We start from the raw sequence: 26115 nt of genomic DNA on the forward strand, positions 1-26115 counted from the left end.
TCGAGGTGGTTTGTAGTGCGATTATGCACCACGCAACAATTCATTAATACTGGTTTTCGAGCGTGTTTGTGCGTCGACACGTTTCACGATGACGGCGCAGTACAGGCTGTATTTGCCGCATGCGGACGGGAGGTTGCCGGACACTACAACCGAGCCAGCAGGGACGCGGCCATAGCTGACTTCTCCAGTTGCGCGGTCATAGATTTTTGTCGACTGACCAATATATACACCCATCGAGATCACGGAGTTTTCTTCTACGATGACGCCTTCAACGATTTCGGAGCGAGCGCCGATGAAGCAGTTGTCTTCAATGATGGTGGGGTTGGCTTGCATAGGTTCTAAAACGCCACCAATGCCGACGCCGCCAGATAAGTGCACGTTTTTACCAATTTGTGCACAAGATCCAACCGTTGCCCAAGTGTCGACCATCGCACCTTCATCAACATAGGCGCCGATGTTCACATACGATGGCATCAAGACCACGTTCTTGCCAATGAAGCTACCACGGCGCGCGACGGCTGGTGGTACGACGCGGAAGCCACCACGTTGAAAATCTTCGGCGGTATAGTTCGCGAATTTGGTCGGCACTTTGTCGAAGAATTGCATGTGATCGCCAGAGGGCATGACGATGTTATCTTCTAAGCGGAACGAGAGCAGAACCGCTTTTTTCACCCATTGATTGACCTGCCATGCTCCATCGAGTTTTTGAGCGACGCGCAATGCGCCAGAGTCTAGTTGTTCGAGAACGTGTGCAACTGCCTCACGCAATTCGGCTGGCGCGTTTTTTGGTGAAAAGTTAGCGCGGTCTTCCCAGGCTTGTTCGATAATCGATTGAAGTTGTTGTGTCATGACGAAAGAAATTGAAGTGGATGAAAGATGTTAAATTTTTCTATGAATTCTATGAATGTTTCTAGTAGTTCTGACGATCGATCATGCGGAGGGTGCTTGCATGTGCTGACGAACAAAGCTGGCGATCCGTTGTGCGGCCTCCAAACATTCGTCAACTTCGGCGACTAAGGCCATACGAATGCGATTTTTTCCAGGATTGATGCCGTGCGCTTCTCGCGCAAGATAACTGCCCGGCAAAACTGTCACATTATAGTCTCGGTAGAGAGCTAAGGCGAATTCTGTATCGCTCATGGGAGTATGCTTGGTGACGTCGGCCCAGAGGTAGAAGGCGGCATCGGGTAATGCGACGTCGAGAACTTCTTGCAGAATTGGTGTGATTTGAGCAAATTTTTGTTTGTAGAGCTCTCGATTTTCAATCACATGAGCTTCATCATTCCATGCCGCAGTTGACGCTGCTTGTACAGGTGGTGCCATTGCGCCGCCGTGATAAGTGCGATACAGCAGGAAATTTTTAATGAGCTTGGCATCGCCAGCAACGAAGCCAGAGCGCATGCCGGGCACGTTAGAGCGTTTCGATAGGCTCGATAAAGTAATTAAGTTGCGATAATCCTTTAAGCCGAAGCGATGCGCAGCGGTCAGGCTGCCTAAAGGAGTCTCTTCCTTGAAATAGATCTCTGAGTAACATTCATCGGCAGCAATCACGAAGTTATATTTTTCCGATAGTGCGAAAAGCTCTTCCCAGTCTTTTTGTGTCAACACCGCGCCGGTGGGATTGCCTGGCGAACAAACAAAGACCAACTGCGTACGAAGCCAAATCTCTTCGGGAATACTACTGTAGTCAGGGGCGAAATTGCGTGCAGGATTCGCATTGGCAAAATAGGGCTCTGCGCCAGCTAGATAGGCGGCCCCTTCGTAGATTTGATAGAACGGATTCGGGCACATCACGATAGGCTTGCCGCCTTGCGTACGAGTCGGGTCGACGACTGCCTGAACCAGTGAGAACAAGGCTTCGCGTGAACCATTCACTGGCAAAATTTGCGACGCAATGTCAAGTTGAGGGACATCGAAGCGACGGGATAACCACTGGCTGATGGCGAGCCGCAATGTTTCACTACCAAGGGTTGCTGGATAATTGGCGAGGCCGTCGAGATTGTCGATTAGTGCTTGCTTAATTAAGTCCGGAGTTGCATGTTTGGGTTCCCCCAAGCCTAAGCTGATTGGGCTGTAGTTGGGATTTGGGGTGGTGCCTGCAAAGAGTTTTCTTAACTTTTCGAATGGGTAAGCTTGCAGCAGTTCGAGGTAGGGATTCACTTTGATAACCGGTTATAAACGAAGGGATGGGCGTGCTTGCCAAGCTGCTGGATTAACTCAGACTTGGAGCGCTTCATTTCTTGGCTTTATTTCCCTTTTCAGGGTAAAGAAATAAGTCTTCAATCGATCGTCAATCTGCCAGCGTCAACGAGCCCGTATTATAGCCTCGTGCGACAGACTTGGAAGTTTCATTTGGAATAAGCATATAAATACGTCTATGAATAAGCAAAGGTAGGATGGCGTTCTTGTTTTGGTCTTTTTCAAATTCCCGATGTCAGTTCGATGATCGTGGCATGAAATTCAAAAACGCATATTTTCAGCGCCGAGAATGTTATGATGTGCGGTCTGACTTGGCTTAAGGCTAAGTTTTGCGCTCCAAATCCTCGAATTTGGGGGGCGGAGTAACAGTTTTTTAAGGCGGTAAGTGAAGGCAAGTAATTTGTTCGTTTTGTTTGTAAAATCCATTAAAAAACAATAAAAATTAATAAAATTCGGTAAATAAAAATAACGTGCGCTTAACTTCAATTAAATTATCGGGGTTTAAATCTTTCGTTGACCCCACCCATTTTCAAGTTCCAGGGCAACTCGTTGGCGTTGTAGGGCCAAACGGTTGTGGTAAATCGAACATCATCGATGCGGTCCGCTGGGTTTTGGGCGAATCGAAGGCTTCTGAATTGCGTGGTGAATCCATGCAAGACGTGATCTTTAATGGCTCAACGCATCGCAAGCCAGCAGGGCGTTCCTCGGTCGAATTGGTATTCGACAATAGTATGGGGAAGGCGGCTGGGCAATGGAGTCAGTATGCTGAGATCGCCGTTAAACGGACGCTGACGCGCGACGGGACCTCGACCTATTACATTAACGGCCAACCCGTGCGCCGTCGTGACATTCAGGACATTTTCCTCGGTACCGGTTTGGGGCCGCGCGCTTACGCGATTATCGGTCAAGGCATGATCTCCCGCATCATTGAATCGCGCCCGGAAGAATTGCGCGTGTTCTTGGAAGAGGCTGCTGGCGTATCGCGTTACAAGGAACGTCGACGCGAAACCGAAAATCGTATCCATGACACTCATGAGAACCTGGTGCGTGTCGAAGATATTTTGCGAGAGTTGAACGCGAACCTTGAAAAGCTCGAGGCGCAGGCGGAAGTCGCGAACAAATATCACGCCCTACAAGCGGATCAAGAAGAGAAACAAAAACTCTTATGGATGCTGCGCAAACGCGAAGCGGCGGCAGAACAGAAAAAATATTTCGCTGAAATTGAAAAGTGTCAAATTGATCTCGAAGAGCAAACGGCTAAGCTGCGTCATGTTGAGCTCGAGTTAGAGCAAATGCGTCAGGCCCACTATGCGGTCGGCGATAAGATGCATCAAGCGCAAGGCAATTTGTATCAAACCAATGCGGAGATCGGTAGCCTAGAAGCGCAAATCAAATTTGTGATTGAATCGCGCTCGCGTTTGCAATCCCAATTGAATTCTCTGGCAGCACAACGTGATCAATGGCAGCGTCAAGGTCAGCAATTCCAAGATGATTTGGCAGATGCCGAAATGCATGTCGAAGAATTGGCTATGCGCAGCGAGCAAGCGCAAGAAACGGTCGCGCAGCAGAATGAAAAAATCCCTGCACTCGAACAGATTTGGCGTGAAGCACAACTCAAAAGCACTGAGTCGCGCGCCAAGATCATGCAGATGCAACAGCAAATTGAATTGGAGTCGGCGCATCAACGTAATGCCTCGAATATCTTAAACAGTTTGGCGATACGTCGTGAACGTCTGGCGCAAGAAAAGCAAGGCTTGGTGGTGCCCGACACTTCGCATTTGCAAAACCTCGCCATGCAGTTGGAAGAGAAAAAGCAAGTGCTTGAAGAAGCGACGATGCAGCTTGAAGAGGCCCAAGAACGTTTGCCACAGCTTGAAGAAGAACGTAAGGCCGCCCAAGAACAAGTCAATAAAGACACCGCGCAATCGGCGCAGCTTGATGCGCGACTGGCGGCGTTGAAGTCGCTGCAGGAAAGCTTGGAGAGTCAAGGTAAAGTCCAACCATGGCTGGCGAAACATGGCCTTGAAAAACTGCCTAAACTTTGGCAAAAAGTGCAGATCGAATCGGGTTGGGAAACCGCCTTGGAGTCCGTTTTGCGCGAACGCACCTCGGCCTTGGAGATGTCCAATCTCGAATGGGCAAAAGCGTTTTTCAGCGATGCACCACCAGCAAAATTGGCTTTGTATGCGCCGCAGGTGATTGCGCCGACGCCAGCAATTGATGGTCTGAAACCGATGTTCGATTTATTGCAGTTGAACGATGCGGGTGTTCGTGGTGTGATGCAGGATTGGTTGCATAACGTTTATGTGGCGGCCGATACAGCAAGCGCCTTCATGGATCGCGCGAAACTACCAGCTGGAGCCAGCTTTATCACGAAACAAGGTCATCTCGTCAGTGCTTCGAGTGTGCGTTTTTACGCCACCGATTCGGAACAAGATGGTGTCTTAGCGCGTCAACAGGAAATCGAAAACATCGGCAAGCAAGCGCGAGCACAACATTTGTTAGCAGACGAAGGCAAGACGCGCGCCATTCGCGCTGAAGCTGCTTTGAGTCAAGCAACGCAAAGCTTGCAGGAATTGCGTGCCCGTGTTTCCAACTTGACGCAGACTGTGCACGGTTTGCAAATCGAGTACATGAAGTTGGCTGAGGTGCAAGAGCGTTTCAATCAACGCAGCCAGCAAATTCAAACGGACTTGGCGGAAATTGCTGAGCAAGAGCATGAGCAACAAACAGCGCGTGCTGAATCTGAAGCGAAGTTTGAAAAGCTCGATATTGCGCTTGCCGAAATGCAGGAAACACACGAATCGGGTCAGACCGAGTTCCTCGAGAAAGAACAACATCTAAACGATGCTAGGGCCCGATTGCGCGATCTTGAATTGGCAGCGCAGGAAGCGAGCTTTGCCGAGAAGACGCATCGCGTCAAGATTGAAGAATTAAAGCGGAGTATCGCCACCGCGCTCGAACAAGCTTCGCAGCTATTCGCCAACATGCAGCAAGGCCAACTTGAGCTGGAAAGTATGGATGAGCAAACTGCGCAGGCTGGTTTGCAGAGCTTGTTGGAGAAACGCAGTGAACAAGAACGCGTGTTGGCCGATGCGCGTCACGAGTTAGATCAGCTGACACAGAAATTGCGTCACGCTGAAGAGGCGAAATTGCAAGTCGAGCGTAGCCTGCAACCGCAGCGTGATCGCATCGTTGAGTTGCAACTGAAAGAGCAGGCAGCACGCCTCAATCAAGAACAGTACGAAGAGCAATTGCGCAACTTCGAGGTTGATGAAGCAGCTCTCGAACCGAAATTGCATGACGATCTTAGACCATCTTATCTGCAAGGTGAGGTGACGCGTTTGACGAATGCAATTGCCGCGTTGGGTGCGGTCAACTTGGCGGCTTTAGAAGAGCTGGCGCAAGCGAAAGAACGTAAAACCTTCCTTGATTCACAGTTTGCCGATTTGACGGAAGCGATCACAACTTTGCAAGACGCGATTACCAAAATCGATATGGAAACGCGTGATCTATTGCAAGATACATTCAATCGCGTGAATCATCATTTCGCTGAATTGTTCCCGGTCTTATTCGGTGGCGGTCAAGCGAAGTTGATTATGACCGGTGACGAAATTCTCGATTCAGGTGTTCAGGTTATGGCGCAACCGCCTGGTAAGAAAAATGCGACGATTCATTTGTTGTCGGGTGGTGAAAAAGCATTGACCGCGACCGCCTTGGTGTTCTCCATGTTCCAGCTCAATCCAGCACCATTCTGCTTACTCGATGAGGTTGATGCGCCGTTGGATGACTCGAATACGGAACGTTTCTGCAATATGGTGAAACGTATGTCGAGTAATACACAGTTTTTATTTATTTCCCACAATAAGATTGCGATGGAAATGGCACAACAATTGATTGGTGTCACCATGCAAGAACAAGGGGTTTCTCGAATCGTTGCGGTCGATATGGAATCGGCCGCAAGTCTGGTTGGTGAGGGTTAAACAGAATGACAGATTTACAGTTGAGTTTGTTGGGTTCGGGTGTCGGTTTTATCGTTGTCTTGGTTATCTACAATAAGTGGCAAGAGTATAGAGCACGAAAAACAGTGGACCGTGCATTTGCTGATTCGCATGACGATGTCTTGATGAAGCCCGTCGATCGTGAAGATGCAAGTAGTGTGCGACAAGAGCCTAAGTTTGGCGATGACGATCTGGACTTGTCAGATGACTCTGGCGCGCAAGACGTGTCGTCAGAAGTCTCTGTGGAATCGACGGTGGATTCACCTGCAATCGAAGATGAACCTGAATTGTCCGTTGATGACCTGATCGATTGCGTTATTCCTTTGGAATTTGAGTCGCCGATTCGTGGTGAGAAGCTCTTGCAGGAAGTCGCCGAATTGAAATACGTCGGTAAAAAACCTGTGCATTTCATTGGTTTAACACACGAAGGCAAGCGTGATGAAATTGCACACGGCGGCGTGTATACGACGATGTTTGCTGGCGTGCAAATGGTGACTCGTAGTGGCCCGTTGAATGAATTGGAGTATTCGGAATTTGTTTCTAAGTTGCGCGAAATTGCCGATCGTTTGAATGCGCATTCTGATATCCCCGACATGAATCGAGTGATGTCGAACGCGCGTGAGTTGCACCAATTCGTCGCCGAGCACGACGCTCAATTGAGTGTCAACGTGTTGTCGAATGGCGCACCTTGGGATATCACGACTCTGTTAGGCGCATTGGAAAAACAAGGATTTGATATCCGCGCCGATGGTCGCTTGGTGATGCCGGATGGCGATACAGGTGGCAATTTATTCACGATGTCGACCAATGTGAGCGCGAGCGAAACGGTGACATCGAAGTTGACTTTGTTGCTCGATGTTCCATGTGTGGCGCCTGATTTAGAAGGTTTCGGGACAATGGCGAAATGTGCGCGTTCATTGGCTTCTCGTTTGGGCGGTACGGTCGTCGATGACGGCAATCATCCTATTTCCGAGCAGGCCTTAGCGGAAATCGCCGATCAAGTGCGTGATTTTTGTAACGCAATGGCTGTCGCTGAAATTCCAGCCGGATCGCGTCGTGCCAAACGTTTATTCAGCTGGTAAGTTTATTTGAAGTGAGGAATGAGAAGCGATCGCCGATTCGAGATCGCTTTTCTCCGCAATGACGAATGACGCGACCGCGTCTTTTGATCGATGAACTTGTTTTCGATTGAGTTCCTTATTTTTGTCGACTTCAACCATGCAAAATGATTTATTTGGCGCTCCTGACGCAACGCCCACGAACCAATCCAAAAAGCTTGAGCCTGAACAGCGTGCTCAGCAATTGCGCGATGAGTTGAATCGCCATTCCTATAACTACTACACACTGGATGCGCCGACGATCCCCGATGCGGAATACGATAAGCTGTTCAAGGAGTTGCAAGAACTTGAGGCGAGCAATCCAGCTTTGCGTGCGGCGGATAGTCCAACGCTGAGAGTCGGCTCGGCGCCGCTACCAGAATTTACGCAGGTACAGCACAGCGTGCCGATGCTGTCTTTGAATAATGGCTTTGAAGACGAAGATGTTGATGCCTTCGATCGTCGGGTGCGCGAAGGTTTAGGCTTGGGTGTGGTTGATACACAGACCCAGATCGAATATGCAATTGATTTGAAATTCGATGGTCTTGCGATTAATTTGCGTTATGTGAACGGTGTCTTCACACAAGCTGCTACGCGCGGCGATGGTTACACAGGCGAAGATGTCACCGAAAACATTCGCACCATCCGCAGCATTCCATTGCGCCTGCAAACGGAGAGTCCACCTGCCATTCTCGATGTGCGCGGTGAAGTGTTGATGTTCAAGGCTGACTTTGAAAAACTCAATCAACGTCAACGCGATAGCGGTAGCAAAGAGTTCGCCAATCCGCGTAATGCTGCTGCAGGGAGTTTGCGTCAACTTGATTCTCGTATCACAGCACAACGCAGCTTGCGCTTTTTCGCTTATGGCATCGGCTTGTTAGAAGGTGCCGAATTGCCGGCATCGCATCGTGCTTTACTGGATTGGTACGCGCAGATGGGAATTCCCGTTTGCCAAGAAAAAGCGGTTGTTAGTGGCGCTGCTGGTTTACTTGAGTTTTATCGACAAACCCAAGAAAAACGCCCACAGCTGGCTTATGAAATTGATGGGGTGGTCTACAAGGTCAATCGTTTCGATTTGCAGGAACGCTTAGGCTTCGTCTCACGCGCTCCGCGTTTTGCTATCGCGCATAAATTTCCCGCCGAAGAGGCGCTGACGATTGTGCAAGATATCGAGGTTCAGGTAGGACGCACCGGCGCGATTACGCCGGTGGCGCGTCTACAACCGGTTTTTGTTGGCGGCGTGACGGTGACCAACGCAACCTTGCATAATGAAGAGGAAGTTCAGCGTAAGGACATACGAGTGGGCGACACGGTGATCGTGCGTCGCGCTGGGGATGTGATCCCCGAAGTGGTTGCCAGCGTGATTGAGCGCCGTCCAGAAAATACGGAAGTCTTTCGCTTGCCAACTGAATGTCCTATCTGTAGTTCGCCTATCGTCAAACCTGAGGATGAGGCGATTGCGCGATGCTCGGGCGGATGGTTGAAATGTGCTGCGCAACGTAAGGGGGGCTTGTTCCATTTTGCCTCGCGTAAAGCGCTTAATATTGAAGGCATGGGGGAACAGTTGATCGATCAACTAGTCGATCGCAGTGTCGTCAACACGCCTGCGGATTTCTATCGACTCGGTCTCAGTGCATTGTCTGAGCTTGATCGTATGGCTGAAAAATCTGCGAAGAATATTCTCGAAGCTTTGGAAACGTCGAAGGCAACCAGCTTGCCTCGGTTTATTTACGCATTAGGCATTCGTCATGTGGGTGAGTCGACTGCCAAGGATCTCGCCTTGCATTTCACCGAAATGGAAAGTTTTATGCAAGCGACGGAGGAACAACTGTTAGCGGTGAATGATGTTGGTCCTGTCGTTGCACGCTCGATTCGTAGCTTCTTTGATGATGCTTTGAACGTCGAACTCGTGCGTCAGTTGATCTCAGCCGGGATACATTGGCCAGCTATTGAAAAGGTCGATCTCAGTAGCGCCGTGTTTGCCGGTAAAACCTTGGTTTTGACTGGTACTTTGCCTACCCTGAGTCGCGAGCAAGCGAGTGCTTTGGTTGAACAGCATGGCGGCAAGGTGTCCGGCTCGGTTTCGAAGAAGACGCATTTTGTATTAGCTGGCGAAGAGGCAGGTAGCAAGTTGGTTAAGGCACAAGAATTAGGAATTCGCGTGCTGACAGAAGAAGAGTTTTTAGCCATGCTTCAGGCCTGATGCGGTGGGCTGTGTGCACTGCTGTTTGAGTGCCTGAGTCTGAACTTCAATTTGAAATGCCGCGCAAAGGCAAATGAAATATTTAATGACAGCGTTTGAGGGAAACGTCGATGAAAAAAATTAAAAAAGCTGTTTTTCCAGTAGCGGGTTTTGGGAGCCGCTTTTTACCTGCGACAAAAGCACAACCGAAAGAAATGCTCTCGGTGGTCGATAAGCCTTTGATCCAATATGCGGTTGAGGAAGCGGTGGAGGCCGGCATCACCGAGATGGTTTTCATTACTGGTCGCAATAAGCGCGCGATTGAAGATCACTTTGACACTGCTTATGAACTCGAAAACGAATTGGAAGCGGCGGGTAAACATGCTTTGCTGGAAATCGTTCGCAATGTGATTCCGAGTAATATCAACTGCATTTATATTCGCCAGCCTGCTGCGCTAGGACTCGGTCATGCAGTTTTGTGTGCGCGTCCTGTGGTGGGTGATGAACCTTTTGCTGTGTTATTGGCGGATGATTTGATGGACGTTCGTCCTGGTCAAAAAGGGGTCACGGCGCAGATGGCCGAGATCTATGAACAGGAGGGCGGTAGCATCGTCGCGGTGCAAGAGGTGCAGCGCCAATTCACCAATCAGTACGGGATTGTCAGTGGCACCGCTTATAAAGATCATTTGGAGCGTATGCACGGTATCGTTGAAAAACCGAAACCAGAAGAAGCACCATCGACTTTGGCAGTGGCAGGGCGCTATGTCCTGTCAGGGAAAATTTTTAATTACCTTGAAAAACTCGGTAAAGGTTCTGGTGGCGAAATTCAGTTGACCGACGGTATTGCGGCGATGTTGAAAGAAGATCCTGTATTCGCTTATCGCTGCGATGCATTCCGCTATGATTGTGGCTCCAAACTCGGCTACCTCAAGGCTTCTGTGGCCTTAGGTTTGAAACATCCAGACGTCGGCGACGAGTTCTCAAAATATTTGCATGAACTCATGGCGCAACAATAATCGCGAGCCTGAACGTGGTGATGAGCAGCTTTTGTGACGAGGTAAGACAATGATTTATCCAATTTTGAAAATGGGCGATCCGCGTTTGCTACGCGTGTCCGAGCTAATTAAGGAATTCGATACGCCAGCCTTACATCAGCTCATCAAGGATATGTTTGAAACCATGCAGCATGCGAATGGCGCAGGTTTGGCTGCACCACAAATTGGCGTCAATTTGCAATTGGTGATTTTTGGTTTTAAACAAAACCCTCGTTATCCCGATGCACCGAATGTACCTGAAACTGTGCTGATAAATCCTATCTTAACGCCGTTGTCGGAAGAGACTGATGAAGCTTGGGAGGGATGTCTTTCGGTCCCTGGTATGCGTGGTTTGGTGCCGCGCTGGAGCCGCTTGCGCTACGAGGGCTTTGATCAATTTGGTCAAAAGATCAGTCGCGAAGTCGATGGTTTTCATGCACGAGTGGTACAGCATGAAACCGATCACTTGAATGGTGTTTTATATCCGATGCGTATCAAAGACCTCAGTAAGTTTGGCTTCACTGAGGTTCTATTTCCAGAACTCGATCCTAACGACGACGATTAAGGCTGCGACGATAGCGTCGACAATTAGGGTGTCAACTCAGATTAGTTGAACGGCTCGTCGTCGCGCAAATAGCGCCATTGGCCTTCTGGTAGTTTTCCGAGTCGTACCTTGCCGATACGCACACGTTTCAAACCGACGACTTTCAGGCCGACCATTTCACACATGCGGCGAATCTGACGCTTTTTGCCTTCTTTCAGGATGAATTGAAGTTGGTCGTCGTTTTGCCAACGTACTTGTGCCGGTAAGAGTTTCTTGCCATCGAGGCTGAGACCGTGATTGAGTAAGCGCAAGTCGCTGTCGGGTAAGCGGCCCGGTTTGTTGTACACCACCCGCACCAGATATTCCTTTTCGACCTCACTATTTTCACCGATCAATTTCTTAGCGATGCGACCGTCTTGGGTCAGGATTAAGAGCCCAACTGAGTCGATATCGAGACGTCCCGCTGGCACTAGACTGCGCAATTGGGTTGGATGAAAACTTGTGTTGACTTTACATTCGCTCCAACGATTTTCGGGTTTGATCAAGGCAATCGCTGGCAAATAGCCATCCTCAGCTTGGCCGCTCACATAACCGACAGGCTTGTTGATGAGAATAGTAACGCGTTTAGATTGCTCGGCGGCTGCTTGGCGTTCGATCGTGATCTTTTGGTGCGGTAGGATCTTGGTCCCCAATTCGGCGATGACTTTGCCATCAACGCGCACCCAGCCTTTAGCGATCCACTCATCAGCCTCACGGCGCGAGCATAAGCCCAGTTCTGACATGCGTTTTGATAGTCGAATTAATTCAGTCATAGTTCATTTCCTGTTTGCTGATTTGGTGATTTAGCGATAATAGAGCACTCAAATACGCAAAGCATCGAGTAGTTCGGATTCAAATTGAATTTGGTTTTTGGGATTATGCAGCGCTGGGCCATCGATCAGAAATACGTCTTCCACACGCTCACCCAAGGTCATGACTTTTGCGGTGTGTAGATTGATTTTGTATTTGGCTAATAAGCTGGCGACCGAATACAACAGGCCGTTTTTATCGTTGGCCGAAATCGATAGCAGGAAGTATTGTCCTTTATCGTCAGGGCGCAGTTCGACAGTCGGCACTAATGGGAAGTTGCGCGAGAGACGCGATAAACGTCCTTGATTCGGTGTGGTTAGCGGCGCTTGTTTGCTCAGCACGTCGCTTAATTCATGTTCGATTAAGTTGATGATGTCACGATAGTTGCTGGCAAAGGCTGGCTCAGTGACCAAGAAAGTGTCGAGCGCATAACCGTTTTTTGCGGTGTGAATCTTGGCATCTAAGATGCCGAAATTCTTGCCGTCGAAGTAGTTGCAGATGCGGGCAAATAAATCTGCTTGATCGCGTACATAAACGGCGACTTGCAAACCTTCGCCAATTGGCGCGACGCGGCATTTGACAACTGGTGTCTCGCTATTGATTTTGTCGTGCAGAACCCGAGTTTGCCACGCGATATCGGAGGCGTCATGGCGCAAGAAATAAACGATATCGAGTTGTTCCCAAAATTGAGTATGCGCATCATTTTCGATACCAACCAAGCGCAGGGCTTTGAGCGCTTCTTCTTGTCGATTCTTGAGTTCACGATCGGTCGAGGGCGCTTCGCCGCCCAAAACGCGCAGCGTCATTTTATAGAGGTCTTCGAGTAATTTGCCTTTCCAAGCATTCCACACTTTCGGGCTGGTGCCACGAATGTCGCAGACAGTGAGTAAGTAGAGTGCTGTCAGATGCCGTTCGTCCTTGACGATCTTGGCGAAATTTTGTATGACGTCTGGATCGGATAAGTCTTGTTTTTGTGCGACCTGAGACATCGTCAAGTGCTGCTGAACCAAGAAGATGATGAGCTCGGTATTCTTGCGTGAAATACCGTGGTCATAGCAAAATTTGCGCGCATCGGCCATGCCTAATGTCGAATGATCGCCATGGCGTCCCTTGGCGATATCATGAAATAGAGCGGCGATGTATAAGACCCAAGGCTGACCAAAATTCGCCATGAGTTGGCTGCAGAAGGGGTATTCATGGGCATGCTCAGTCATCGTGAAGCGACGCAAGTTGCGAACCACCATCAGTATGTGTTGATCGACTGTGTATGCATGAAACAAGTCATGCTGCATCTGTCCCACAATGCGACGGAAGTTGGGCAGGTAGCGGCCCAGTACGCTGGTTTGATTCATGCTGCGCAAGACATGTGTGATGCCGCGCGGTGACTGCAAAATTTGTAGGAAAGTCGCTCGATTAAAGATGTCGTGACGGAATTCCGCGTCGATCAGATTGCGCGAGTGCCACAATGCACGCAAAGTCTTCGCAGTCATGCCTTTCAGATTCGCATGCTGAGATAAAAGCAGGAACACCTCTAGCATCGCTGACGGTGTCTGTTGGAAAACTTCGTCGTGCGCGATTTCAATCAAGCCATTCACTTCATTGAATCGTTCATTGATGGCTTTGGCTTGATGCGGTAAAGGGAATAACACGGCTTCAATGTTTTGCAGCAAAATCGTGTTGAGCTGCGTGACCGCTTTGGCGGCCCAGTAATAACGCTGCATCAAATATTCACTAGCACGTCGCGCTTCGGTGGTTTCGAAACCAAAGGTGGCGGCGATCGCATTTTGCAAGTCAAACACCAAACGATCTTCGCGTCGTTTGGCTTGGATATGCAGACGAATGCGTATATCTTTGAAGGCTCGTTCATTGCGCTTCAATTGATGAGCTTCCGCAGCCGTGATCAAGCCGTGTGTAGCAAGTTCCGCCCAAGAGTTGCCGAGTTGTGCTGCTTTGGCGACCCATAAAATGACTTGAAGATCGCGCAGACCACCTGGACTTTCTTTGCAATTAGGTTCGAGACTGTATGGTGTGTCTTCGTATTTGACGTGTCGTTGTTGCAGTTCTAAAAGCTTCGCTTGAAAGAACTGCTGAGGATGCATGGCTTCATCATAGCGTGTTTTCAGATCACGGAAATTGTTGCGACTACCAGCGATGAGGCGAGCTTCCAGTAGCGCTGTTTTGACCGTGATGTCAGCAGCAGCCTCAGTCATGCATTCATCAATCGTACGAATACTATGACCAATGTCCAGACCAATGTCCCATAGGACTTGAATCAAACTTTCCAGCTTCTCGCGTAGCGCTTTGTCGGGCGGTGCGGCCAAGAGAATCAATACATCGACATCGGAGTAGGGGAATAACTCACCGCGCCCATAACCGCCAACGGCTACCAATGAAACATCTTTGGGAAATTGAAAACTCTTCCAAATGGCGACGAGATTATTATCGACACAGCGGCACAGATCGCGCAATAGAACTTCGGCTCTGGGCTTGGTATTGAAGGCCTCAATGATGGCTTGTTGTTCTGCCTTTAGTTTGGCCTTGAAGGCCATAGCATTCGCGATATCCATGGGCGTGCAGATTGGAGGGTGGTCAGGGTAAGACGGGCAAGAAAGAGTAAGAGCGAGCAAGAACGATCTTACCGATTCGCGATTAGCCAACGATCAGCTCTTGCTTGTGTCTTTACATAACATCCTTTTTTTTAGCTTGATGAAGTTCGATATTTAATTCTTGATGAAATCTGGTGGCGGTGGAGATCCTGCGGACAAAGTTAAAACTTCGTATCCGGTTTCAGTCACCAATACCGTGTGTTCCCATTGCGCGGAGAGGCTGCGGTCCTTGGTCTTAATAGTCCAACCATCAGGCATTTCTTTGATTTCACGACGACCCGCATTGATCATCGGCTCAATCGTAAAAATCATGCCCGGCTTCATTTCATCTAAAGTGCCTGGACGACCGTAGTGCAAAATTTGCGGTTCTTCATGAAACACTTTGCCAATACCGTGGCCGCAGAATTCGCGCACCACGCTATAGCCCGCTTTTTCTGCGTGCTGCTGAATCGCATGACCGATATCACCTAGGCGATTACCAGGTTTTACTTGCGCGATGCCGAGCCACATGCATTCATAAGTGATGTCGCTTAAGCGTTTAACGAAGGGCTTCACGTCGCCGATCAAAAACATGCGACTGTTGTCGCCGTGATAGCCGTCCTTAATCACCGTGATATCAAGATTGACGACATCACCATCCTTTAATACTTTATCTCCCGGAATGCCGTGGCAAATCACGTCGTTAACGGAAGTGCAAATAGCTTTCGGAAACGGCGTGTAGCCCGGTGGGCAATAATTTAATGGTGCGGGAATGGAGCCTTGTACGTTGACCATGTACTCATGGCAGAGGCGATCAAGTTCACCAGTGGTCACACCAGCTTTAACGAACGGTGTGATGTAATCGAGTACTTCAGATCCGAGGCGTCCTGCAACGCGCATACCTTCGATTTCTTCTGGGGACTTGATGGAAATATGAGCCATATGAGTTTCTTTTGTCGAATGTAATAAAATTCTTGAAGATGTGAAGCTTGGGATTGCTTGCCATCCAAGCGCGGCGGGCGTGAGTCAAACTGACGCATCACGCTTGTTTATATCTTCGCTATTATAGACGACTGACTAGGTGCTCGGTGGCAATGCAGCATTTTTCATTTTGAAAGTGTGTTTGAGTTAATTATAAATCTATGTTTCTTGAAAATCTTCTTTACGTGGCCTTGCTCGATTAAAATTTGAGAAGGGTTTCACGAGGACGTTGTTTGAGTTTGGGAGAGATTGGTAAGGCTTGTTCGGCTTGCCATCTGGCTATGAACTGTAGTAGAATCGATGGTTAGCTTGAGTAAATTTACTTCTTGCTACAAATAATCGAGTAGTTTTTAAAATCGAATCTGGTCGAAAAGGGTGTCCTGCAGAGTGGCTCCTGAGAGCGAAAAAGTGGGATCACTGACAAGATTCAAGACCTAACCCTGGAGTTATTATGTCTGTAACAATGCGTGAAATGCTGGAAGCTGGTGTTCATTTTGGTCACCAAACTCGTTTTTGGAATCCAAAGATGGCACCGTACATCTTCGGTCATCGCAACAAGATTCATATCATGAACTTGGAAAAAACATTGGCGATGTATCAAGAAGCGATGAAATTCATTCGCCAATTGTCCGCTAATCGTGGCACCATTTTGATGGTAGGTACAAAGCGTCAAGCACGTGACTTGATCGCTGCAGAAGCAAACCGTGCTGGTATGCCTTACGTTGATCAACGTTGGTTGGGTGGTATGTTGACTAACTTCAAAACAGTCAAAACATCGATCAAGCGTTTGAAAGACATGGAAGCAGCAATCGAAGACGGTTCTGTAGAAAAATTGTCTAAAAAAGAAGCTTTGATGTTCCAACGCGAAATGGTTAAGTTGCAAAAATCCATCGGCGGTATCAAAGATATGGGCGGCGTTCCTGACGCGATTTTCGTGGTTGACGTTGGTTACCACAAAGGTGCGATCACTGAAGCAGCTAAATTGGGTATTCCAGTAATCGGCGTGGTTGATACAAACCACTCTCCAGAAGGCGTTACTTACATCATCCCTGGTAACGATGACTCTTCTAAAGCGATTGCTTTGTATGCTCGCGGCGTTGCTGATGCGATCTTGGAAGGTCGTGCAAATGCAGTTAATGAAGTGCTTGAAGCTGTTAAGCCAAGCGACGAGTTTGTAGAAGTTGAACAAGCTTAATTAACTCTCCCGTAAATTTTACGGGCAGCGAAATAAAAGGGGCAAACACAGGTTAGCCCCTTTTTTTAAGTTAAAGAATTGTGATGCTCAAAATGAAGTACTTATTGAAGTAGTAGTGTTTTGGGCGAATTTAATGAATTGAGTGCTTTCAGATGAAAGCGCAGTGAATTAGGAGAGTAGCATGGCGGCAATTACAGCAGCGATGGTAGGCGAATTACGTGCAAAGACAGATGCACCAATGATGGAATGCAAAAAAGCCTTGACTGAAGCAGAAGGCAACATGGAACGTGCTGAAGAAATCTTGCGCGTTAAATTGGGTAGCAAAGCTTCTAAAGCAGCTTCCCGCGTAACAGCAGAGGGCGTTGTTGCTTCTTTCATCGACGGTGGCGTTGGTGCATTGGTAGAAGTTAACTGCGAAACAGACTTCGTTTCTAAAAATGACGATTTCTTGGCGTTCACAAATGAATTGGCAAAATTGGTTGCTGAAAAAAATCCAGCAGACGTAGCCGCTTTGTCCGCATTGCCAATGCGTGAAGGTACTGTTGAAACAGTACGTGCAGCTTTGATCGGTAAGATCGGTGAAAACATGTCTATCCGTCGTTTCCAACGTTTCGAAACAACTGCAAAAGTTGCTTCTTACTTGCACGGCACACGTATCGGTGTAGTTGTTGAATTCGACGCAGCTGATCACCAAGTTGGTAAAGATGTTGCGATGCATATCGCCGCGATGAAACCAGTATCTTTGTCTACTGAGCAAGTTCCAGCAGAATTGATCGAAAAAGAGCGCTCTGTTGCATCCCAAAAAGCAGCTGAATCTGGCAAACCAGCAGATATCGTTGCTAAGATGGTTGATGGTGCGGTACAGAAGTTCTTGAAAGAAGTTACTTTGTTGAACCAACCATTCGTGAAAAACGACAAACAAACAGTTGAGCAAATGTTGCAATCTGTTGGCGCTTCCGTAAAAGCATTCACAATGTATGTTGTTGGTGAAGGCATTGAGAAGAAGCAAGACGATTTCGCTGCAGAAGTGGCAGCGCAAGTTGCCGCTGCAAAGCAAGCGTAAGCAATATGATGAAAACGGGCCGCAAGGCCCGTTTTTTTAAGCGCGTGCACAACTAATCGTGATGATGCGCTACAAAGTGATTGTAGTGAGATGAAAGACAGTAGCTAAGTAATTGTTGTAAGAGCTTTTGATGTGCCCTGTGTGGCCGATTAACAAGAGTTTTTGCAATAATTTCTTTTTCAACCCGAGGAGGCCATATCGTGACTAAACCAGCATATAAACGTGTATTACTAAAACTCTCTGGTGAAGCATTGATGGGCGATGATGCATTTGGCATTAATCGCGCCACAATTGAACGTATGGTGGCCGATGTCGCTGAAGTTTCACGCATGGGTGTTGAGCTGGCAATTGTTATTGGTGGTGGTAATATTTTCCGTGGCGTGGCACCTGGTGCGCAGGGTATGGATCGTGCAACCGCTGATTACATGGGTATGTTAGCGACGGTGATGAATTCGCTCGCTTTGGGTGATGCTATGCGTCAGGTGGGTATCACGGCGCGCGTGATGTCGGCGATCGGTATTGAGCAAGTGGTCGAGCCTTATGTGCGCCCGAAAGCCTTGCAGTATTTGGAAGAGGGTAAGGTTGTGATTTTCGCAGCGGGTACTGGCAATCCCTTCTTTACAACGGATACTGCGGCCGCTTTGCGCGGTTCGGAGATTGGTGCTGAATTAGTCTTGAAAGCGACCAAAGTTGATGGCGTCTACACGGCCGATCCGAAGAAAGACCCAAGTGCAACGCGCTATTCCACGATTTCTTTTGATGAGGCCATTTCACGTCACCTACAAGTGATGGACGCGACTGCATTCGCATTGTGTCGTGATCAAAAGTTACCAATTAAGGTTTTCTCGATAGTAAAACCGGGTGCTTTGAAAAATCTCATTTTAGGTGGAGACGAAGGTACCTTAGTCCACGTATAATGCGCGGTTTCGACGCAAGTTTCCCATTGAGGCACGGCGTCGCATCTTAATGAATTTGAGGAGGAGCCTAGAATGCTCCTCCTTCTCTTTGTTCAGGAGTCTATGATGACAGTAGCGAGTATCAAAAGCAGCGCCGACCAGCGTATGCAAAAGTCGATTGAAACTTTGAAATCTAATTTGGCAAAAGTGCGTACTGGCCGTGCACACGTTGGTATTTTGGATCAAGTAACGGTGGACTATTACGGCTCTCCAACGCAAATTTCACAGGTCGCTAATTTGACTTTGATCGATGCTCGTACAATTGGTGTGCAGCCTTGGGAAAAGAAAATGTTGGCAGTGATCGAGAAAGCGATTCGCGATTCTGATCTTGGTCTTAACCCTGCTACTCATGGCGATATGATTCGTGTGCCAACGCCGCCATTGACGGAAGAGCGTCGCAAGGAAATGGTGAAGTTGGTAAAAAACGAAGGCGAAGACGCGAAAATTGCCGTACGCAATATTCGTCGTGACGCTAATGAAGCTTTGAAGAAGCTTTTGAAAGACAAAGAAATTTCTGAAGATGATGATCGCCGCGCTCAGGATGACGTGCAAAAGTTGACTGACAAATTTGTGGCGGAAGTCGATAAGCTCCTCGCTGAAAAAGAAAAAGAAGTGCTGACGGTTTAAAGCGAATTCGTTTTCTTGAGATTGGAGTTTCATGAAGCACACTAGCTCAACGCAAGAAGTCCCTAACACCGGACTTGTGCCAAATCACGTTGCTATCATCATGGATGGCAACGGACGTTGGGCCACTAAACGCTTTTTGCCGCGCGTTGCAGGCCATGTGAAAGGTGTCGATGCTGTCCGTGGCATCGTCGAGGCCTGCATCAAGCGTGGCATTAAGTACCTCACTTTGTTCGCCTTCAGTTCTGAGAATTGGCGCCGTCCTGCTGACGAAGTTTCACTGTTGATGCGTTTATTTGTCACTGCCTTGGAGAAGGAAGTGCGCAAGATGCACGACAATAATATTCGCTTGAAGATTGTCGGTGATTTGACTCGCTTCGAGCCAGCTTTGCAAGACGCTATCAGCGCGGCGATGGCCAAGACTGAGAATAATACAGGTCTTACAGTCACCGTCTGTGCGAATTATGGTGGACGCTGGGATGTGGTGCAGGCGGCCAATCAATTGATCGCAGAAGGTCGCGCCGGAGCAGAACTGACCGAGCAAGAGCTAGCCTCCAAATTATCGATGGCTTACGCACCAGAACCGGATTTGTTTATACGTACTGGTGGTGAGACCCGTATTTCAAATTTCTTGCTGTGGCAATTGGCTTACACCGAGCTCTATTTCACAGAGACCTATTGGCCAGACTTTGATGGCGCGGCTCTCGATAAGGCGATTCTCTCTTACCAGTCGCGTGAACGCCGTTTTGGGCGGACCAGCGAACAAGTCAGTCAACAAGCCAACGAATCGGCTTAGTTTCCCAACTAAGCCTGTCAGCTTCCTCGAATAAGGATGTATATGTTGAAAACACGCGTGATCACTGCAATTGTTCTACTTGCGGTGTTGTTGCCTATACTTTTCTCCGGCAATGCGATTGCATTTACTCTCGCTGCGAGTCTTTTTTTAGGGGCTGCCATGTGGGAAACGCAGCGTCTGTTTCATAAGCCCGGTGCGATTATCATCGGTGTTGCATGGGCAGCTGTATTTGCTTACGTCTCACTTTTTTCCGCGCCGTTTTCAGTACCAACTTTGTTCACGCTGTGCACAATTTTTTGGTTGTTTGGCTTGATGCCAGCCCTGCGGTTTGGGCTACCACCAGTCGGCGGCTTTGGCAGTAGTCTGATTAGTGGCGTTTATGCAGTCTCGATATTTGGCTGCTTCGTCGCGATGAATGTGTTATTTGCCAAGTCTAACGTTCTTTTGCTCTCTGCCATGGCATTGGTGTGGGTTGCTGATATTGGAGCCTATTTCTGTGGGAAGGCTTTTGGTAAACGTAAGCTCGCGCCAAGTATCTCTCCGGGTAAATCATGGGAAGGTGCCATTGGTGGTGCGATCTTGGTCAATGTATTCGGTTTCGTGTGTGCCTATACGCCCGTTTTAGCGGAGACACTGCCAGCGAAAATCTTCAGTCACCGTGGCATGCTGACGATGACGATTGTGCTTACTGCAATCGCGGCAGCGAGTGTGGTTGGCGATCTGTTTGAGTCTTTGCTCAAGCGTCGCGTGGGATTTAAAGACAGCAGTAATTTGCTTCCTGGTCATGGTGGTGTGCTAGACCGTATCGATGCTTTGATTCCTGTGATGCCAGTGGCAGCTTTGCTGAGCGCAATGTGGGCCTTGTGATCGCAATTCCACTCATCTGATAAAACCAACATGCCCGCACAAAGAATTACTGTCCTTGGCGCCACTGGATCGATCGGGGTATCCACCCTAGATGTGGTAGCGCGCCATCCTGATCTGTATCAGATTTTTGCACTCACAGCGCATCAACAGATTGATAAGCTGTTTGAGCAGTGCCAGCGTTTTTGTCCTCAGTATGCGGTGCTTTCAACCGCGGACTTAGCTGCTCAGTTGCAAACGCGATTGCGTGATGCGGGCTTGGCGACGGTGGTCTTGTACGGACCGCAAGCCTTGTGCGACGTTGCGAGCGCGAATGAATGCGACACCGTGATGGCGGCGATTGTCGGTGCGGCGGGCCTGCCAGCCTCTTTGGCGGCTGCAAAGGCTGGTAAACGCGTGCTGCTCGCCAACAAAGAATCCTTGGTGATGTCCGGCCGGCTCTTCATGGATGCGATTGCCCGCAGTGGGTCGGCTTTATTGCCGATCGATAGCGAACACAATGCCATCTTCCAATGTTTGCCAGGTGGTTATGGACGCAAGCTCGAACATGGTGGCATCGCCAAGATTATTTTGACTGCGTCAGGTGGGCCATTTTTAAAGCGTGCTCTCGATACGCTCGATGCCGTCACGCCAGAGCAGGCTGTTGCCCATCCGAATTGGGTGATGGGACGCAAGATATCGGTGGATTCCGCGACCATGATGAATAAAGGTTTGGAAGTCATTGAGGCGCATTGGTTGTTTGGTGCACCAGCAGACAAGATCGATGTTTTGATTCATCCCCAAAGTGTGGTGCATTCGATGGTCTCATATGTCGATGGCTCGGTCATGGCGCAATTAGGTAACCCTGATATGCGAACGCCTATTGCCTACGGATTGGCCTTTCCAGAACGTATTGATTCAGGTGTGGAAGCTTTAGATTTGACTAAATTTGCTCAATTACATTTTGAGAAGCCAGATTTCGCACGTTTTCCATGTTTGCGTTTGGCTTACGAAGCTTTGCGAGCGGGCGGCTCGGCCCCAACCATCTTGAATGCAGCGAATGAAATTGCGGTGGAGGCTTTCTTAGGTGGAAGATTAGGGTTTAGAAGGATAGAAAATCTGATCGAAGAAACCATGAACGCTGTTGGTAACGAGGCGGTTGATAGTCTCGACGCTATATTAGCAAGCGATGGGAAAGCGCGACAAATCGCCATCTCGATTTTGTCGCAATGGAGTCAATAAATAAGTCTGTGGTCGGCACGGTCTTACGACCCCAAATTTTTGCTGGTCGAATTGTTTGATTGATAGAAGTACAGTTTGAGGACTTAAGCTACAGATGCAAGATTTTCTTACGATTCCGCTGTTTTTTCTGCTGTCGATTGGCCCCTTGGTCATCTTTCATGAACTTGGCCATTTTTGGGTGGCTCGGCTTTGTGGCGTGAAGGTCTTGCGATTCTCCTTTGGCCTTGGCAAGCCTTTGTGGACTTACACTTCGCCAAAGACGGGAACCGAGTGGTCGATCAGTCGTATTCCGCTTGGCGGCTACGTGAAAATGTTGGATGCGAGAGAAGCAGATACAACGCGCCTTTCTGAGCAAGATTTGGCGGGCGAATTCACCCGCCAAAACGTGTGGAAGCGAATGGCGATTGTCGTCGCTGGGCCAATGGCTAACTTCATCCTCGCGATTTTCTTATTCACCTGCTTGTTGATGTACGGCATTTCTGAGCCCAGCAGCAAGATTCGCGTGTCTGATCACAATTCGTTTGCCTATCAAACGGGGCTGCGGCATGGAGATCGCGTGGTCGCTGCCGATGACAAGCCAATTCAATCTTTCTCAGAATTGCGTTGGGCGATTCTGAGGGCAGGAATGGATGGTCAGGCTTTGCGTCTCAAAGTTGAACGCCCAGATCCGATGATATCTGGTTATTCGATGCCATCGACCTCTCATCAAGAAGTGACCTTGTCCTTTAAAGGGGCCAAGAAAGAAGACTTCGAATCCAATTTTATGAGCAAGTTGGGCATCGATCCTTTCTTGCCGCCCGCAAAACTGAAGGAGGTGCCAGCCGATGGGCGCGCCGCACAGGCCGGCATCAAGGCTGGCGATGTAATTACAGCGGTAGGCTCAAAAGCCATTCGTGACGCACAGGATCTGATTGAGACTGTGGTCGCATTGCCCGAGCAAGATGTTTCAATCAGCTATGAACGCAATGGCCAGATGATGGCAACGACGGTCCGACCAAAAGTGGAAATGGTCAATGGCAAGGCGATAAGCCGCATTCAAGTCTTGCCTGACGGTACTCTAGAGAGCGTTAAAGTATCCCATGGATTTTTTGAATCCCTGCAAATGGCGAACCAGCGAACATGGGAATATAGTGCGCTCACTCTGAAAATGCTGGGGAAAATCGTGATTGGCGAGGCTTCGCTGAAGAATATTACGGGGCCAATCACCATTGCCAGCTACGCCGATAAAGCTGCTAAACAGGGTTTGGAATATTTTCTTGCTTTTGTCGCGGCCATCAGTATTAGCCTTGGAGTAATGAATTTACTGCCAATTCCTATGTTAGATGGAGGGCATTTGTTGTATTATTCGCTGGAAGTTTTATCTGGTAGGGCAATTCCAGCGAAATACCTTGAGATTGCACAGCGTGGCGGATTCGTCGTGTTGATGTTTTTGATGGCGATAGCCTTAGTTAATGATGTACTAGGAAAGCTGTCATAATAGCTCGTTATTTGATGGAATTTTGCCAATGGCTTTTACTGTGCTTCGGTAATCGCTTTGAAATATTGAGATTGATTAAGCCCCAATGAAATTAAAATTTGAGAATTTGACGTTGCCAGCCTATCCTCGCCACCTCTTTGCACTTGCTGCTCTTGCCCTGTGTTCTAGTCATGCCGCTGCGATCGAACCGTTCGTAGTGAAGGATATTCGCGTGGAAGGTTTACAGCGTACTGAAGCTGGGACGGTCTTTAGCTATTTGCCAGTGCGCGTAGGTGAAACCTTTGATGATGCGAAGAGTACGGCCACCATCAAAGCTTTGTACGCAACAGGGTTCTTCAAAGATGTTCAAATTGAAGTTGAAGACGGCGTTTTGATTGTCTTGTTGGATGAGCGCCCAACTATTTCGACAGTCGATTTTGTTGGTACTAAAGAATTTGAAAAAGACGCATTGATCAAGGCTTTGAAAGATATTGGTGTTGGTGAAACACGTATTTTTGACAAGGCTACTGTTGATCGTGCGGAGCAGGAATTGAAGAAACAATACCTGTCCAAAGGTCTGTACGGGATGACCATCAACACCACGATCACCCCGATTGAACGCAATCGCGTGAATGTGACGTTCAATGTTGAAGAGGGTGATATCGCGCGCATTGGTGCGATTAATATCATTGGCAATAAGTCTTTTTCCGACGCAGAGTTGAAAGATGTTTTGACTCTCAGTACCACCACCTGGTTCAGTTGGTATAGCAAAGCAGATCAATATTCGAAACAAAAGCTCTCTGGCGATTTGGAATCGATCCGTTCTTTCTACCAAAATCGCGGCTATTTGGAAATGCAAATCGCCTCGACTCAGATCTCTATTACACCGGACAAGAAGCAGATCTACATCACAATCAATATTGATGAAGGTCCAAAATATACAGTCTCTGACGTGCGCATTGAAGGCGATACCTTCGGGCGTGAAGAAGAGTTAGCTTCTTTGATCACGCTCAAGAAGGGCGAGTTGTTTAACGCTGCGAAAATGACGGACAGTACCAAACGCATTACTGAGCGTCTTGGTAACTTTGGATACGCATTTGCGAATGTGAACGCGAACCCTATGTCTGATCCTGAAAAGAAAGAAGTTGCATTTACTTTCTTCGTCGATCCAGGGAAGCGCGTGTATGTTCGCCGCATCAATTTGGCTGGTAATACGCGTACTCGTGACGAAGTCATCCGTCGTGAATTCCGTCAGTTTGAAAGTTCTTGGTACGACGGTCAGAAAATTAAAACATCACGCGATCGCGTTGAGTTCCTAGGCTTCTTCAAGGAAGTAACGGTCGATACGCCTGAAGTGCCAACCAGCACTGATCAGGTCGACGTTAACTTGACAGTGACTGAACGCCCAACCGGTAACATTATGATTGGTGCGGGCTATTCGAGTGCGGAACGTGTCACGATCACTGGCTCGATTCAACAAACTAATGCATTTGGTAGTGGTGATACTGTCGGTATCGACATCAATACCAGTCACTATAACCGTACCATCGCCTTGTCTCACGTTGATCCGTACGTGACCGACGATGGTATCAGTCGCGGTATTGATCTGTATGTGCGTACCTCTTTGCCTCCAATTGGGGCGATTGGTTACTATCGTATTCAGTCGGATGGCGGCAGTATTCGTTACGGTATTCCGTTCTCTGAGTTTGACACCGTCTTTTTTGGTGTCGGCTTAGAACGTTCCAAGATTGATACGTACTATGGTCAAAGCCCGTATCGCTATTTGAAATATGTGGCCGATTACGGTGGCAAAGATGTCGTCAAAGATCCTGCGGATCCATTCTGGGGCGTGGGTACAGCATCGAACAACTCCTATCCGCTCACGATGGCGTGGCAGCGAGATAGTCGCGATAATGTTTTAACACCATCGATTGGACGGTACCAGCGTTTTAACTTGGAAATTTCACCGATTGGTAACTTCAAATACTATCGTGCGATCTATAAACACGAGTATTACAAACCAATCTATCGTTCTATGATCGTTGCGGCTAACGGCGAAATTGACTACGGACACGGTATGGGTGGCAAGGCTTATCCTTTGTTTAAGAACTTCTACGCCGGTGGTATTGGCTCTGTACGTGGTTTTGAACCGGGTTCCTTGGGTACGAAAGATCCTAACGGAGATACTTTGGGTGGTTCCACACGTGTCTTCGGTAACTTAGAGTTGCAAGTTCCATTCCCAGGTGCGGACAAGTCTTTGCGTTGGTTTGCTTTCCTTGATGCTGGTAACGTTTTTGATGAAGGCCAGAAAGTGCGTGTTCAGGATATGCGCGCTTCCGTTGGTATGGGTATTAGCTGGATTTCGCCAATGGGACCATTGAAGTTGAGTTTTGGTAAGCCTCTAAATGCTAAGCCGACTGATCGTCGCCAAGGCTTCCAGTTTACAATGGGTACGGGTTTCTAAGCGC

At 48.4% G+C, this 26115-nt stretch carries 19 protein-coding genes; 14 read left to right on the forward strand and 5 right to left on the reverse strand.

Annotated features, from left to right (window positions below; genetic code table 11):
• Positions 1-21: 21 nt before the first annotated feature.
• A complete protein-coding gene (gene dapD / locus RF679_RS09125) occupies positions 22-849 on the reverse strand; it encodes a 2,3,4,5-tetrahydropyridine-2,6-dicarboxylate N-succinyltransferase (protein ID WP_309483893.1) in 828 nt (275 codons plus the stop codon).
• 81 nt (positions 850-930) lie between these two features.
• Positions 931-2160 (reverse strand): succinyldiaminopimelate transaminase, encoded by a 1230-nt coding sequence (gene dapC, locus RF679_RS09130; RefSeq protein ID WP_309483894.1) that lies wholly within the window; start codon positions 2158-2160, stop codon positions 931-933.
• A gap of 509 nt (positions 2161-2669) precedes the next feature.
• Here dapC and smc point away from each other — a divergent pair.
• The 5 genes from smc to def all read left to right on the forward strand — a co-directional run bounded on the left by smc (position 2670) and on the right by def (position 11078).
• Complete coding sequence (smc, locus tag RF679_RS09135; RefSeq protein WP_309483895.1) at positions 2670-6182, forward strand: chromosome segregation protein SMC; 3513 nt, start codon at positions 2670-2672, stop codon at positions 6180-6182.
• A gap of 5 nt (positions 6183-6187) precedes the next feature.
• On the forward strand, positions 6188-7282 hold the full coding sequence (locus RF679_RS09140) for a cell division protein ZipA C-terminal FtsZ-binding domain-containing protein (protein WP_309483896.1): 1095 nt from the start codon (positions 6188-6190) through the stop codon (positions 7280-7282).
• A gap of 136 nt (positions 7283-7418) precedes the next feature.
• Positions 7419-9500 (forward strand): NAD-dependent DNA ligase LigA, encoded by a 2082-nt coding sequence (ligA, locus tag RF679_RS09145; RefSeq protein WP_309483897.1) that lies wholly within the window; start codon positions 7419-7421, stop codon positions 9498-9500.
• Between the two features lie 110 nt (positions 9501-9610).
• Positions 9611-10495, forward strand: a complete 885-nt coding sequence (galU, locus tag RF679_RS09150; protein ID WP_309483898.1) for a UTP--glucose-1-phosphate uridylyltransferase GalU — start codon at positions 9611-9613, stop codon at positions 10493-10495.
• Positions 10496-10544: 49 nt separating this feature from the next.
• Positions 10545-11078: a peptide deformylase gene (gene def, locus RF679_RS09155; protein ID WP_309483899.1), complete on the forward strand. Its 534-nt coding sequence runs from the start codon at positions 10545-10547 to the stop codon at positions 11076-11078.
• Between the two features lie 41 nt (positions 11079-11119).
• On the opposite strand, the gene RF679_RS09160 is transcribed toward def, so the two are convergent.
• The 3 genes from RF679_RS09160 to map form a co-directional block, all read right to left on the reverse strand.
• Positions 11120-11869 carry a pseudouridine synthase gene (locus tag RF679_RS09160; RefSeq protein ID WP_309483900.1) on the reverse strand — a complete coding sequence of 250 codons (750 nt, stop codon included), beginning with the start codon at positions 11867-11869 and terminating at the stop codon, positions 11120-11122.
• Between the two features lie 48 nt (positions 11870-11917).
• Positions 11918-14473, reverse strand: a complete 2556-nt coding sequence (locus tag RF679_RS09165; RefSeq protein ID WP_309483901.1) for a [protein-PII] uridylyltransferase — start codon at positions 14471-14473, stop codon at positions 11918-11920.
• 153 nt (positions 14474-14626) lie between these two features.
• A complete protein-coding gene (gene map, locus RF679_RS09170; protein ID WP_309483902.1) occupies positions 14627-15433 on the reverse strand; it encodes a type I methionyl aminopeptidase in 807 nt (268 codons plus the stop codon).
• A 490-nt stretch (positions 15434-15923) separates the two neighbouring features.
• On the opposite strand from map, the gene rpsB reads away from it, so the two are divergent.
• From rpsB to bamA, 9 genes are all read left to right on the forward strand, one after another.
• Positions 15924-16667 carry a 30S ribosomal protein S2 gene (gene rpsB / locus RF679_RS09175; protein WP_309483903.1) on the forward strand — a complete coding sequence of 248 codons (744 nt, stop codon included), beginning with the start codon at positions 15924-15926 and terminating at the stop codon, positions 16665-16667.
• 181 nt (positions 16668-16848) lie between these two features.
• Complete coding sequence (gene tsf / locus RF679_RS09180) at positions 16849-17730, forward strand: translation elongation factor Ts (protein ID WP_309483904.1); 882 nt, start codon at positions 16849-16851, stop codon at positions 17728-17730.
• A 200-nt stretch (positions 17731-17930) separates the two neighbouring features.
• A complete protein-coding gene (pyrH, locus tag RF679_RS09185; protein WP_309483905.1) occupies positions 17931-18647 on the forward strand; it encodes a UMP kinase in 717 nt (238 codons plus the stop codon).
• A gap of 105 nt (positions 18648-18752) precedes the next feature.
• Entirely contained in the window at positions 18753-19313 is a 561-nt protein-coding gene (gene frr, locus RF679_RS09190) for a ribosome recycling factor (RefSeq protein WP_309483995.1), read from the forward strand.
• Positions 19314-19344: 31 nt separating this feature from the next.
• Positions 19345-20106: a polyprenyl diphosphate synthase gene (uppS, locus tag RF679_RS09195; protein WP_309483906.1), complete on the forward strand. Its 762-nt coding sequence runs from the start codon at positions 19345-19347 to the stop codon at positions 20104-20106.
• Between the two features lie 42 nt (positions 20107-20148).
• Positions 20149-20973, forward strand: coding sequence for a phosphatidate cytidylyltransferase (locus RF679_RS09200; RefSeq protein WP_309483907.1), 825 nt, complete (start codon positions 20149-20151; stop codon positions 20971-20973).
• Positions 20974-21003: 30 nt separating this feature from the next.
• Positions 21004-22191: a 1-deoxy-D-xylulose-5-phosphate reductoisomerase gene (gene ispC, locus RF679_RS09205; protein ID WP_309483908.1), complete on the forward strand. Its 1188-nt coding sequence runs from the start codon at positions 21004-21006 to the stop codon at positions 22189-22191.
• Between the two features lie 94 nt (positions 22192-22285).
• Entirely contained in the window at positions 22286-23668 is a 1383-nt protein-coding gene (rseP, locus tag RF679_RS09210) for an RIP metalloprotease RseP (RefSeq protein ID WP_309483909.1), read from the forward strand.
• An 85-nt stretch (positions 23669-23753) separates the two neighbouring features.
• Positions 23754-26111: an outer membrane protein assembly factor BamA gene (gene bamA, locus RF679_RS09215; RefSeq protein ID WP_309483910.1), complete on the forward strand. Its 2358-nt coding sequence runs from the start codon at positions 23754-23756 to the stop codon at positions 26109-26111.
• Positions 26112-26115: the final 4 nt, after the last annotated feature.

The organism is Undibacterium cyanobacteriorum (assembly GCF_031326225.1).
Lineage (GTDB): Bacteria > Pseudomonadota > Gammaproteobacteria > Burkholderiales > Burkholderiaceae_D > Undibacterium > Undibacterium cyanobacteriorum.